This is a genomic window from Pseudomonas sp. M30-35 (assembly GCF_002163625.1).
Taxonomy (GTDB): domain Bacteria; phylum Pseudomonadota; class Gammaproteobacteria; order Pseudomonadales; family Pseudomonadaceae; genus Aquipseudomonas.
This window is the reverse complement of the sequence record NZ_CP020892.1, coordinates 3,097,329-3,110,419: the sequence shown is the minus strand read 5'-3', so window position 1 is coordinate 3,110,419 and position 13,091 is coordinate 3,097,329. Positions and strand designations below refer to the sequence as shown.

The 13,091-nt window shown below is 53.1% G+C and carries 11 protein-coding genes; 2 read left to right on the top strand and 9 right to left on the bottom strand.

Going from position 1 to position 13,091, the window contains the following annotated elements; genetic code table 11:
* Nucleotides 1-62 precede the first annotated feature (62 nt).
* Nucleotides 63-1,505, bottom strand: a complete 1,443-nt coding sequence (gene dacB / locus B9K09_RS14325; protein WP_087517457.1) for a D-alanyl-D-alanine carboxypeptidase/D-alanyl-D-alanine-endopeptidase — start codon at nucleotides 1,503-1,505, stop codon at nucleotides 63-65.
* A 242-nt stretch (nucleotides 1,506-1,747) separates the two neighbouring features.
* Between dacB and B9K09_RS14320 the strand changes: the two genes are divergently transcribed.
* The gene (locus B9K09_RS14320) at nucleotides 1,748-2,089 is read left to right on the top strand and encodes a YggL family protein (protein ID WP_087517456.1); all 342 of its coding nucleotides are present in this window, start codon (nucleotides 1,748-1,750) and stop codon (nucleotides 2,087-2,089) included.
* Nucleotides 2,090-2,197: 108 nt separating this feature from the next.
* Here B9K09_RS14320 and B9K09_RS14315 read toward each other — a convergent pair whose 3' ends face one another.
* From B9K09_RS14315 to B9K09_RS14285, 7 genes are all read right to left on the bottom strand, one after another.
* Nucleotides 2,198-5,155, bottom strand: coding sequence for an HD domain-containing phosphohydrolase (locus tag B9K09_RS14315; RefSeq protein WP_087517455.1), 2,958 nt, complete (start codon nucleotides 5,153-5,155; stop codon nucleotides 2,198-2,200).
* Nucleotides 5,156-5,248: 93 nt separating this feature from the next.
* Nucleotides 5,249-6,304, bottom strand: a complete 1,056-nt coding sequence (locus B9K09_RS14310; RefSeq protein ID WP_087517454.1) for an FUSC family protein — start codon at nucleotides 6,302-6,304, stop codon at nucleotides 5,249-5,251.
* A 3-nt stretch (nucleotides 6,305-6,307) separates the two neighbouring features.
* Nucleotides 6,308-7,639 (bottom strand): deoxyguanosinetriphosphate triphosphohydrolase, encoded by a 1,332-nt coding sequence (locus B9K09_RS14305; RefSeq protein WP_087517453.1) that lies wholly within the window; start codon nucleotides 7,637-7,639, stop codon nucleotides 6,308-6,310.
* Between the two features lie 98 nt (nucleotides 7,640-7,737).
* Complete coding sequence (locus B9K09_RS14300; protein ID WP_087517452.1) at nucleotides 7,738-8,898, bottom strand: EAL domain-containing protein; 1,161 nt, start codon at nucleotides 8,896-8,898, stop codon at nucleotides 7,738-7,740.
* Nucleotides 8,899-9,032: 134 nt separating this feature from the next.
* Nucleotides 9,033-9,362, bottom strand: a complete 330-nt coding sequence (locus B9K09_RS14295; RefSeq protein ID WP_087517451.1) for a hypothetical protein — start codon at nucleotides 9,360-9,362, stop codon at nucleotides 9,033-9,035.
* Entirely contained in the window at nucleotides 9,359-9,742 is a 384-nt protein-coding gene (locus B9K09_RS14290) for a phage holin family protein (protein ID WP_087517450.1), read from the bottom strand. Before B9K09_RS14290 ends, B9K09_RS14295 begins: the two co-directional genes overlap by 4 nt.
* A gap of 16 nt (nucleotides 9,743-9,758) precedes the next feature.
* Nucleotides 9,759-10,073, bottom strand: coding sequence for a YqjD family protein (locus B9K09_RS14285; RefSeq protein WP_087517449.1), 315 nt, complete (start codon nucleotides 10,071-10,073; stop codon nucleotides 9,759-9,761).
* A 372-nt stretch (nucleotides 10,074-10,445) separates the two neighbouring features.
* Here B9K09_RS14285 and B9K09_RS14280 point away from each other — a divergent pair, with 372 nt between their 5' ends.
* The gene (locus B9K09_RS14280; protein WP_087517448.1) at nucleotides 10,446-11,654 is read left to right on the top strand and encodes an ammonium transporter; all 1,209 of its coding nucleotides are present in this window, start codon (nucleotides 10,446-10,448) and stop codon (nucleotides 11,652-11,654) included.
* 56 nt (nucleotides 11,655-11,710) lie between these two features.
* Here the strand turns inward: B9K09_RS14280 and B9K09_RS14275 are convergent, their stop codons facing one another.
* Entirely contained in the window at nucleotides 11,711-12,979 is a 1,269-nt protein-coding gene (locus B9K09_RS14275; protein ID WP_087517447.1) for an OprD family porin, read from the bottom strand.
* Nucleotides 12,980-13,091: the final 112 nt, after the last annotated feature.

The window sequence follows — 13,091 nt, the reverse complement described above, 5'->3', positions numbered from 1 at the left end:
CTAAACCACGTAAAAGGCCACGCTAAGCGTGGCCTTTTTATTGTTGCGGGGCTAAGTATTGTTTAGCGCGCTGGCTGCTTTTGCAGTTCCAGCAATACTCGGTCGAGCACTGATGATGCGCCCCAGGGTTTTGGATCATTGATGATCGCGACGACCGCCCACGTTTTGCCTTTATTGTCACGACTGAAGCCGGCAATCGCGCGTACGTTGTTTAAGGTACCAGTTTTGATATGCGCCTCCCCAGCCATCGGTGTATTACGCAGGCGCCTGCGCATGGTCCCGTCTTTGCCTGCCAATGGCATCGAGCTGATGAATTCAGCTGAATAAGGGCTGTTCCAGGCGGCCTGTAGAATCTTCGACATCTCGCGGGCGCTGATACGTTCGGCGCGCGACAGTCCAGAACCATTCTCCATCACCAACTGTGAGGCCGTAATGCCTTTGCGTGAGAGCCATGCACGGATTACCCGCTGGGCGGCTTTAGCATCATCTGGGTCTGCACTGGTGCGGAACTTGGCACCAATACTCAGGAACAACTGGCGAGCCATGGTGTTGTTACTGTACTTATTGATGTCACGGATGATTTCCGTCAGATCAGGTGAATAAGCACGGCTGAGCAGACGGGCTTTGCTCGGCACCGGCGCTTGGCGATCCTTGCCGTCAATGCTGCCACCTAACTCCTTCCACAGAGCACGCACGATGCCTGCGGCATAGCTCGGCTGGTCGAGCAGTGAGATGTAACTCTGGGTGGTGCAACCTTCTGCTAGCTTGCCTTCAGCCGCAACTGTAAAGCCGGTTGCAGTTGGCGTTGGAGTGAAGCGAATACCATCGCGCCATGAAGGACACTTGCCGGATTTAAGCGCCGTCACTCGATTTTCAACACGCACGCCCGCAATCGGTGGCTCAGTGGTGATCTGCACTCGGCCGCTTTCTGAGTGAGCAATAAAGCGCAGTGCCTTGAAGTTAATGAGCAGCGCATCGGGCGCAACCAGATAAGGCTTATAGCTGTTGCCTGAGTCATCATTGAACGCCGGTAGCTGCGGCTGGATGAAATAGCTGCGGTCGAGCACCAGATCACCAGTAATGCGCGTTACACCGTTGGCCCGCAGGTCACGTAGAAGCAGCCACAGCTTCTCCATGTTCATCTTCGGGTCGCCGCCGCCTTTGAAATATAAGTTGCCCTTGAGTACGCCGTTGCTCAATGTGCCGTCGGTGTAAAAACTGGTCGCCCACTGGTAATTCGGGCCGAGCAACTCCAGTGCGGCAAAGGTGGTAATCAACTTCATTGTGGACGCTGGGTTGACCGAAATATCAGCGTTGAAATAGGTGCTATTACCCGGGCCATTGAGCGGAATAGTGACTAAAGAAAGTGATTTTGGACTGACCTTGTTCGCTTTAAGTGCCTGTTCAACTTTGGTCGGAATACTGGAGTTGACGGCGGCGGACAGAGGTAAAGAAAGTGGTAATAACAAACTGACAATGGCTAACTGGCGCAGTTGTTTGAGCATGATTTACGCCCCCTGGGCGTAGCTTGAAGAGTGGCTTGTAACGTGCGAGAAACCGCTACGATGTATGTCTCATACAGGGTGCATTATGCCGCAAGCATGAGTTTATGCGAAATATGTGATCTGGCATGCATATCAATGTAGCGTTTTCAGGTATGTCCATCATTCGATAGCGTGCAGAGTTCGGGCATAAATATGCTGAAACTGCTAAAGTGCGCGGCGATATCACTTTTGAGGATTGTTTCATGGCTACTAATCGTTCCCGCCGCCTGCGCAAAAAACTCTGCGTAGATGAATTTCAGGAGCTGGGTTTTGAGCTGAACCTGAATTTTAAAGACGATTTGACCGATGAAGTCATTGACGCTTTCCTTGATCAGTTTCTGAGTCAAGCGATGGAAGGCAATGGCCTTGGTTATGTTGGCGGCGATGACTACGGTCTGGTTTGCCTTGACGAGCGTGGCTCGGTCAGCGAAGAACAGCGCGCCAGTGTTGAGGCTTGGTTGAAAGGCCGTGATGAATTGGCTGATTTCACCGTCAGCCCATTGCTCGACGTTTGGTACCCGGAAAACCCAATCAACAAGGCCTGATGCCTTTCAGTTGGGTGCGCGCAATGCGTGCCCAATTAGTTGATTGCGGTAAGCGACATTTAGGCGGTTGCAATGCAATGCTTTGCAGCCGTCTAGCTAGCTGGCGCGTTAAGCAGTGATTCCAGCTTTAGCCAGTATCTTAGCCTCATCCACCTTATCTATTTGCTCCGGTCGCATAAAGCGGTCTGCGTAGCGCTTATAAATTTTGTCATGGATAAACAGACCAAACAGGTCGGGGTCGATGTGCGCGCTTTTGCACATGCCAGCCATGATGTCGATTGCTTCAGAGAGTAACTTGCCTTTCTTGTAAGGTCGGTCGACGGCAGTCAGCGCCTCGAAAATATCAGCAATCGCCATCATTCTCGCGGACAGGCTCATCTCTTCGCGGCGCAAGCGTTTTGGATAGCCGCTGCCGTCCATTTTTTCGTGATGTCCGCCAGCAATTTCAGCTACGTCTTTCAGGTGTTTAGGGAAGGGCAGGTGATCGAGCATGAGTATGGTTTGGATGATATGGTGGTTAATGATGTAGCGCTCTTCTGCGGTCAAAGTGCCGCGCGCAATGCTCAGGTTATACAATTCACCACGGTTGAACTTGTATTGCGGTACTTCAAGCTTGAAGCCCCAGCGATTGTTCTCCGGAATCAACTCACTGCTTGGGCGCTCAAACAAATGTTGAGGCCGGTCAGCAAGCAAGCTTTCCAAAGCAGGTAAAACAGGGGCGGGGTCTCGTTCCATTCGTTTGCTTTCTTCCCAAGACAAGCCGAGGCGGTCATCCAAGGTGCGCCACCATTTTCGCTCGGCGATGCGCTGCAAGCGTTGAATATCGTTTTCGGCCATCGCTTCGCCGCCAAGGTTGCAACTGGCTACAAAGCTGAACTCATCATCGAGTTCTGCCAGCGACTGATCACGTTTAGCTTCCAGGGCCGCATCGTCACAGCCCAGTGCACGTGCTTGCCAATAATTGACCCAAACATCGCGTTTGAGAACCTCGAAGCGGGTACGGATTTCATGGATACGGTCGTATAGGGTTTCTAGCTTGGTCGCCTTATCAACCACGTATTCGGGAGTCGTGACCTTACCGCAGTCATGTAGCCACGCCGCGATATGCAGGGTTTCCCACTCTTCGTCATTGGGGTTGTAATCGCGAAAGGCTGGCGCATGACTTTTGGCTGCGGCTTTAGCCAGCAGCATGGTGATTTCCGGCACGCGTTGGCAGTGACCTCCGGTGTAAGGACTTTTGGCATCGATTGCGCCAGCGATCAGTTGAATAAAAGCGTCAAGCAGCTGCTTTTGTCGGTTCAACAGGCGTTGGCTTTCAATACACAATGCAGCGACGCCGGACACGGCTTCGACGAAAGCCACTCGTGCAGGACTTTGGAAGGTGCTATCTGCTTCGGTTCCACTGTCCTTGTGTAGCAGCACCAGTACGCCGACAGTATCGCCCTGACGATTATGCAGGCCAGTAGCAACGATATGCACACGGGGTGAGTTCATCGCCTGTAGCAAGTTCTGGTAATCACCCGCTTGATCGTAGCCGATGGTTGCAATGCTACTCGAGCCGCCAGCGACCGGCTGTTTGAGCCAATCAGGCATGTTCATATCGTCGACTGCAAAACTAGCGATTTGCAGCTCTTCCAGGGTCACGGGTGGGCCGTCCAGGTAAAAGCCCTTGGCTTCTAATTGCTTACCCTCTGCGTCGTTGAGGTAGATCAAGCCGGCATGGGCTTGGCTGATCCCGGCTGTCTCTTCAAGTACGCGCTCGAGTAGATTCTCAAAGCGTGTTTCAGCTGAGAGGCTGGCGGTGATCTCGAGGAAACTGAAAATGGTTTCCTTCATCCGTGCCATCGCTACAGCCAGCAGGTCAATTTCCAGTACAGGCGAGTTACCGCTGGATGGATGTTTGAAGTCGAAACGGCGGATCGCTTCCGCTTCGCTGACCAGGCTGCGCAGCGGCCTGACCAACAGACGAGACAGTGCCCAGCCGAGCGGAATGCACAGTAATAAAATCCCGAGAGTGATCACCGCGCTGATCCAGCGCACCCGATAGGCATCTGCAAGTAGTTCGTCTTCTGGGGCAAGAATGGCTAAGCGCAAACCTTTGGGGCCACCCATGTCCAGCTTGATCTGGGAGATCAGCCAGCTGCGATTATTGAGTTCAACAGAGCCATTATGTGTGCCATCTGGATCGGTTTTGCTGAGGCTGGCCATCACCGGACTAAGTTCAGCAAGATTGGCCAAGTGAGCGTTGGCGTGACCAATAATCAGTTTTGTGGTGTCTGGGTAAGCGACTACCGTACCGTCGGGACTGTATAAGGCGACTTCGGTTGACGGTGTAATCTTGTGTTTGGCCAGTGTCTGCGAAAGGTCATCGAGGGTGATATCCGCGCCAAGAACGCTGCGCTGCATGCTCACGCGTGAAACGGTGGTTCCGACATCGCCAGTGGAGAAGAACACATAAGGCTCGGTGGTGAACAACTCATTGTTACGCATCGCTTCTTGGAACCACGGGCGTGTGCGAGCGTCGTAGGATTCGTCAGTAATATCGCGGTTGCCCAGCTGATTAAGCTCGGCATCAAAGTAGAGATGCTCGGCTTTGGTTATATCCCCCATGTTGCGTTCGATGCTCCAGACCTGGAATGCCGCATTGTCTGGTGCGTTAAAGATTTTCTTGAGCTTCTCACTGCGCAGTGGCCGTACCATAAAAAAGTCGCCGTCGGAATAACCTAAATACAACGAGGCAAGTTTAGGATGATCATTCAAGGCTTGAGCAAAGACTGGCAGCATCGACAAGCGTGCGTCGCGACTCTCACCCATGTTGCGTTCATCAAGCGCTAGCAGATTGAGCAGGTTATCGACAGGAATGTAGGTTTCTCTTAGATCGCGATTAACCTGGTCGCTAATGCGCTCGAACAGTTGGGTGCTGCTGGAAAGAATAATTCGGCTGGTCTGCTGGTAGTTAAAAATGCCCAGCACGATGCCCGTACTAAGCAGCAGCAAGGTAAATAACAGGCTGATATGGACGTGGAGCGGAAAGCGCCTATTTCCGGTAAGGTCACTAACTGTCATGCAGAGTTGCTCCCGCTGCGGTGATGGCAGATTGAAAGCATAGTGAACAATGAACGCTGCGCTAATAGATTTTGTAGCTATTTATCTAGCGCTTCACAAATGGGCCGAGGCTTTATTTTTTATTTTGATTACGCTCCGGCTTAGCGCATAAATCAGGATTGCCACGCCCAGCGAGATTGCCACGCCAAACATGCTATTAAACAGGCGTTGCGGTGCTAGCTGCCAGTCAAGCGAAAGGCTCTCTACGAGGACGATAAAACACATTAATAGCTGTAGCACGTAAAGCCCGTAATGATGGGCTTGGAAGGTACGACAGAAAACAATTAACGATAATGTCCCCGCGACCATCAGTATGGGGTCCTGCAAGCTGTAGCCGATCACAATCATGATTGCCGCGAGGATCAGGCTGACCAAATAAGGTATCAGCAAGCGCTTAAAGTTGTTGGGCAGCCCAAGCTGCAAGGTGCCAATCACGATCATGGTTACCCAATAACCGTGTGGCAGTTTTTCCAGGCTAACAAGTAAACCCGCGAAGCCAAAAGCGAGGGTGCAACGCAGTGCATGCAGGCGCCAGCGCTGCTCTGGCAGGCGTTTGGCGTAGCGCTTGAGTACTTTAATGATACTCACCACACGCGGTGCTTGCGGCCACATGCGTAAGCCGTGCACGCCGCGCAGGCCAAACGCGAGGAGGGTGACCCAAAGCCCGCCAAGGATAAACAGCATGCCAATGGCGTAGGGATTATTCAGATGGCTACCAGCCGTTTCACCCTGGCCGAGGCACATGCACACAGCCAGGCCAGCGCCGAGTTTTCCGGCTTCGGCGCCAAAGCGTTGTAGCCAGGCCAGGATAAAACCAAAGGCTGCAAACATCGCAAAACTGAGGACGGGGTAAGCCGCTGCCCAAAATCCCCAGCCCGCGCACACCGCACCGAGGAACGTTATCAGCAGCATGCGCAACATGCCCAGCCGGTGCAGTGGGTTGATTTGCGCTGCCTGAAATGCACCCGCGGACGCCCATAAAAAACCAGGATGTCCGCTGAACAAACCCAATAGCAGTGGCAGCGCACAACCCATGCCCGCGATTATCGCAGGCCCTATGGTTGGCGGCCCTGTGAGCCTTTGGCGTGGTGATTTAGCTTCATTTGCCATGCATTACACCGGACTTGAGCGTCCCGTCATTTCACGGGCCATTTCAGTAGCATAGCTGTCGGTCATGCCACCGATAAAGTCGATCATGCGTAAAAATGATGTGTACAGCGGTCCATGCGGGTCAGGTGCGTTATTGCCCAGTAAATCAAGGATGCGTCGATGCTTGAATGAAGGCGTGCGTCCCCCGTGTTGCTCCAGCGCAGCGCCGCAAAAGGCATTGAGCAGGATTTCCAGCGTGGTGTACGCGCCAATCTCATGCAGGGTTTTGCGTTTATCCTGAAAGATTTTTTTACGCGCCATATCTTTTGCGCTCTGCACACAGCGTTTGGCTGGGCCATGCATGTGCTCGACCAAGTCGCCCTGTAGGGTGCCCGCGAGTAGTGCATCGTGTTGCTCAACAAATGCATGGGCTGCAGCATTGGTCAGGTGTTCGATGGCTTTGCCGCGCAGAATTGCCAACTTGCGTCGGCGCGAGTCCTTTGGCCCCAGTTGGCGATAAGTCTGGGGTAAGTCATCACCAACAAGGTCCAGTAAAACGGCTTCAACTTCGCTGTATTCGAGCAGCTCCATTTCCAAGCCATCTTCAAGGTCAATCAAGCCGTAGCAAATGTCATCTGCAGCTTCCATCAGGTACACCAACGGATGGCGCGCCCAGCGCTGTTCTTCTATTTGCGGTAACCCGAGTTTATTGGCGATTTGTTCAAGTAGCCCAAGCTCGCTCTGGTAGCAACCGAACTTGTGCTTCTTGTAGCCCTGCGCTTCGGCGTGGCGGGCGGTCCAGGGATACTTTAAGTAAGTACCAAGGGTCGCGTAGGTCAGCCGGGTGCCGCCGTCGAACTGGTGGTACTCCAGTTGAGTGAGTACGCGAAAACCCTGAGCATTGCCCTCAAAACTGAGGAAGTCACTGCGCTCTGCGTCACTCATGGAGTCTAGCCAGCCACGTCCGGCTGCTTGTTGGAACCAATGGCGAATGGCGTCTTCACCGGAGTGCCCAAACGGGGGGTTACCGATATCGTGAGCCAAACACGCGGATTGCACGACCATGCCTAAGTCGCTGGGCTCGCACCAGTCGGGTAACTTATCGCGGATCATTTCTGCCACGCGCATCCCCAGCGATCGACCCACACAGCTGACCTCAAGCGAGTGAGTCAGGCGTGTGTGAATATGATCGTTGCTGGATACCGGGTGAACTTGAGTTTTGCGGCCTAAGCGGCGGAACGCACCTGAGAAAATGATCCGGTCATGATCTTTGTGGAATGGGCTGCGGCCGAGCTCTTCAGCGCTGTGAGAAGGTTTGCCCAATCGTTCGCGGTTTAACAGTGTCTGCCAGTCCAAGGCTACTCCTCGCCATTACGTGGCTAATGCTGCTAGCTTCAGGGTTACGGCGTTTACCTGCAAGGGGTTAATCTGAGAAAGACCTGCACAGCAGGTTATTAAAAGCCAGCAGCATCAATGTCGACCAGTATTAGTTGGTTGTTATCGATAAATTTGCCAGCCGTTAAGCAATATTGATTGCTGGTCGCGTCGCGGTACGTGGATGACACAAGCAGGCGCTGCTCATCCCAGTTTTCAGCCAGCAACTGATAGAAGTAGGGGCGCCACGACCAGTTGTGGCCAACATAGCGCGAATCCGTATGCCAGGCTGCGTTACGCCACTCGTGGTTGGGCGAAAGTTGCGTGCCTTGGTTGTCGCAGATAAAAATGCGTAATAACCAAGGGTAAGCGGCTGGTGCGGGCAACCGCTCAAGACTGGCACCGTTATGCGCCCACACATTGAGCTCTGCCATTAACGAGGACAGTTGTTCACGCATTTGCATAAGTTGAGCGCGCTCATGCAGCTTGTGTGTCACGTAGTGGTTGCGCAGTTGAGCAAAGCGTTCAACAAATGCATGGGTGTTGAAAAACTCGAGCTCTGGTTCGGCAAACAGATAACCCTGAACGTAGCGTGCCCCACACTCCAGTGCGAAGTGGAGCTCGGCTTCAGACTCAACACCCTCTGCGATAATCCAGCATCCGGTGCGCTCGGCCATTTGTGCCAGCGCCTTAACAATTTGCTCACTTGGGCCGCCCTGCGCAGCGGCTTTGAACAAACGCATATCAAGCTTGAGAATATCGGGCTGCAACGCCAGTACTCGGTCAAGCTGCGAGTAGCCCGCCCCAAAGTCATCAATCGCGACCCGGGCGCCAGCTTCTCGATACGCTGCAACTACAGCTGGCAGGCGTTGACTGGCTCCGCCTTGCTCGGTGATTTCGAAAACCACGCGTTCAGCTGCTATGCCGCTTTGTTGCAATTGTTTCAGGCTGGGTAGAGGTTGGCCAATACGTAGGCGGCTAACCCAGCGTGGAGAAATATTCAGGCTCAAAAACCATTCGGCCGGCGCTTGATGAAAGCGTTGCAGAGCTTGTTGACGGATGGCTCGGTCAAGCCTGCGTAAACCGGCCAAGGGTGTTTTCGGGTTACTGAAGAGCGGGCCAGCTGAGTGTAATTGCCCATGCCTGTCGCGCAGTCGTGCAAGCGCTTCAACACCGGCAATCTTGCCAGTGGCAGTGTCGATGAAAGGTTGAAAGACAACAGTTGGCTGACCGTCGAGCACGCAAGCATCCTTCGTTAAGAGTCTTAACAACAACGCCGCGGGAACTGGACTTAATGGTGCGGCACGTAGGAGTTAAAGCAAGAACGTGGCCAGCCAAGCAATAAAGCCAGAATGCTCTGGCTTTAAGGGGGCGGCTATTGGGGCGTGTCCTTCGGGGGAACACGACGTAATAGCGGCAGGGTAATCAGTGCAATTTTGATCCAGCGTCGCCAATTGGTCTTTTTCAGGCCCAAGCCTGCGAGCAGCACTGCGCCGCCCGTGATCCACAACGATGTGCCGCCGCCAGCCAACTGCTCGCGCCATTGGCTACCAAAGCTTTTTGCCTTGCGCAGTGGCTCCAACATAACCAGGGTTTCGTGGCGTATTTCTTGGCGATGCATTTCCAAGCGCATGCGCAGCATGGCTTTGCGCAGATCCTTGCGCGACGCGTTTGCATGTAAATGAGGCAATTCAGGTTGGCTCATGGCAACAACTGCTCCCGGTCGCGTGCAATCTCTTCAAGGCTTGCACTGAATGGGCTTGGCGCATCGCGCAAACAGTTGAGCAATGTGATCAAGCTGACGATGAGCGCCACTGAATAAAATATACACAAGCCGATGATGACTGGGATGCGGTAATCATCCCAGAAGCAGATCAACAGTGTTGCCGAGAGTCCTATCACCAGTAGCAGGCCAAAAACCAAACTTAAACTGGTCAGCAGCAACAGGCGAACTGCGTGGGTTTGTTGTTCCTTAAGCTCTTCACCAAACAGGGCTACGTGGCCATGCAGGAGCCCAAGTAGGGCTCCGGCAAATCTGCGAGGTGAGGGGCCAGTCCCGGCACTGGGCTGTGATCTAGCTTCCATGTAGTTTTGTCGTCCGTTAGCGCTTAGTAATCAACATACCGAGCAGCATACCAACACCGGCGGCGATACTGATAGATTGCCATGGGTGGGTTTGGACGTAACCTTCGGTCGCATCAACAGCTGCCTTGCCCCGCTCAATCACGGCTTCTTCGGCTGAGTGCAAGGTTGAACGTGCACGGTTCAGGCTGTTGCGGATTTGATCACGCAGTTCTTCGCCTTGATCACCCGCGAGCCCGGCTGATTGCTGGAGCAGTGACTCGGTATCGCGCACTAATGCTTGAAACTCGTTTAGAAGTTCATCTTGGTTCGAGACGGTTTTTTTACGCGCCATTTCAACTCTCCTTGATGTTATAGAACGTCTATATGCTTCGAGTGGCATTTGTTACAAGGGTTCAATCTGATATCACTGCCGAGCCAGTATCGTCCGTTTGGTATAGCGATTGCATTGTCGTGGTGCAGGTCTGTGCGTTCACGCGCTTAATTGGGGCTTTCAGGCTGCTCTGCTTTGCACTTTGGTGCAAGGCTAACCCATTAATAAATAACGACTAAGTGCGATTCTGCCAGATTCGGGCGGCACGAAATTGGAGCGTCTCGTGAGGTTGCTGTCATCAGCAAACAATTCTCGGTGCTTCCTATTGGTGCGCGCATTAATAAAAAGATCCGAATTGGTGCTCTTGGTCTGTAGACGGAGTGTCGCTTGCCGATGGAAAACATTAACAGTGCTGTAGAAACGCTGATTCATGGGTCCAACACCCTTTTCATTTTGTTGGGTGCCGTGATGGTTTTAGCGATGCATGCCGGATTTGCCTTCCTTGAGGTGGGTACGGTACGCCAGAAAAACCAAGTGAACGCCTTATCGAAAATCCTCTCAGACTTTGCGGTTTCTGCCTTGGCCTATTTCTTTATAGGTTATTGGGTCGCATATGGCGTGACTTTTTTTCAGCCAGCAGCAGTTCTGACTGAAGGCAATGGCTATGCCTTGGTCAAATTCTTCTTTCTTTTGACCTTTGCTGCAGCCATCCCGGCGATTATTTCCGGGGGCATTGCCGAGCGCGCGAAATTCGGGCCGCAGCTGTGTGCGACGGTGTTGATTGTTGCTTTCATCTACCCGTTTTTTGAGGGCCTGATCTGGAACGGCAACTTCGGTTTTCAAGCTTGGCTTGAGGCGCAGTTTGGTGCTGCTTTTCACGATTTCGCCGGGTCCGTTGTCGTGCATGCTATGGGCGGGTGGTTAGCCTTTGGCGCGGTGATTTTATTGGGTCGCCGTGACGGTCGTTATCGTGATGGGCGCTTGGTTGCGTTCGCGCCCTCGAACATCCCTTTTCTAGCCTTGGGTTCCTGGGTTTTGATTATCGGTTGGTTTGGTTTCAATGTGATGAGCGCGCAAACCCTTGGCAGCGTAAGTGGCCTGGTTGCGGTTAACACCTTGATGGCGATGGTCGGCGGCACTGTCGCTGCATTATTTGTCGGGCGTAATGACCCCGGCTTTTTGCACAACGGCCCGCTAGCTGGGTTGGTTGCCGTGTGCGCGGGGTCCGATTTGATGCACCCGGTTGGGGCTTTGGTTACGGGAGCTGTTGCGGGAGCATTCTTCGTCTGGGCATTCACCGCGGCGCAGGCAAACTGGAAGATTGATGATGTGTTGGGTGTCTGGCCTTTGCATGGATTGTGTGGCGTCTGGGGTGGGATTGCTTGCGGTATATTTGGTCAGCAAGCCCTGGGCGGGCTGGGAGGTGTGAGCATGGTCAGTCAGTTGATCGGCACTGGGCTTGGTGTCGCAGTGGCGTTGCTTGGCGGCTTTGTGGTTTACGGTTTGCTGAAAACAACCATGGGCATTCGCTTGAGTCAGGAAGAGGAATATTACGGTGCTGATCTATCGATACATAAGATCGGTGCGGTGAGTCAGGACTAATGATTTCAAGCAATAAAAAACCCGGTTAGACCGGGTTTTTTATTGCCTGCTGCAGGTTATTGCAAGGCCAGCGTGTAGCTGACGATTAGGCGGTTTTCATCCATGTCGTTAGCGAAGTTGTTGCGTACAGTTGCGTTCCTCCATTTGACTCCCAGGTTCTTCAGCGGGCCGTCTTGGAAGACGTAAGCAATGTCGGTGTTGCGTTCCCATTCCTTGCCGTCTTCATCAGTCGCTGCACTCAGTTGGTCGATATTGTCACCGCTGATATAGCGCGTCATGAAGGTCAGGCCGGGAACCCCCAGACCCGCAAAGTTGTAGTCAAAGCGTGCTTGCCAGGACTTCTCGTCTTTGTTGGCAAAATCGCCAATTTGTACATAGTTGACCAAGAACGGATCGGTGCCGTTGATGTAGGCGTAGCCGGTATCGCCACTCATTGACTGGTAACCCAGGCCGAAGCTGCTAGAGCCCAGGGCGTAGGTAAACATGGCGCCAAATGCGTTGTTGTCGACGTTAGTGTTGCCGTCGTCCGTGGAGCGTGCATAGCGCAGGTCAGTCTTCAAGCTTTGCTTGTCGCCAATCGGTAACACGTGGACCAGGTTAACGATGTGCTGTTTGTAGATCTCTTCCAGCTCGCCGTAGTTGTAGCCAGTAGTGAGGTTGTCAGTCCATTTGTAGGAGACCCCGGCAAAATTGAAATCGTCGGCTTCGCTGCCTCCCAGATTAAAATTGCGCTTGCCGCCACCGTTGATGCTCAGGTCTTCAAAGTTGGATGAATCACGTTGGTTCTGTTCTTTGATCACACCGCCATCAATATTCAAGCCGGCAATTTCTTGAGAGTTGATATGCCCGCCGAGAAAGGTTTGCGGCAGCAGGCGGGAGTCGTTTGCCGAGATGGTAGGCAGTTTTGGCGTTAAACCGCCGATCTTGCCAATCGTCTTGGATATTCTGACTTTGGCCGTTGCGGTGGCTTCGGAGTAGTCGTCTGGTGCTTCAGTGCCAATAGCTCCGGGTAACAGGCCGCTGCCTGTACGGTCGGCAGATGAATCAAGCTTTAGGCCAAGCCCGGCATAGGCATCAAGACCAAAGCCAACAGTCCCTTCCGTAAAGCCAGACTCAGCTTTAACGATAAATCCCTGTGCCCACTCTTCGCGTTTTGACTGTTGGGCTGATGTGGTGTCACGCAGGTCACGGTTGAAGTAAAAATTACGGGCCTCAATGGTTGCTTTGCTGTCTTTGAAAAACTCGGCATGGGCAACCGTCGGCAGTGCGCAGCAGGCACCTAGCGTGGCGATAGCCACAGCACGGGCAAGGGGAGTCTGAATCATTATTGTTGTCTCCTCATGGGGCGAGTCGATCTACTACAGATCTACTACGACGCAATGAAATAAAGCATGAGAGCCAACGGTTTGCTTTTAGACTTTAGTCTGCGAACCGATG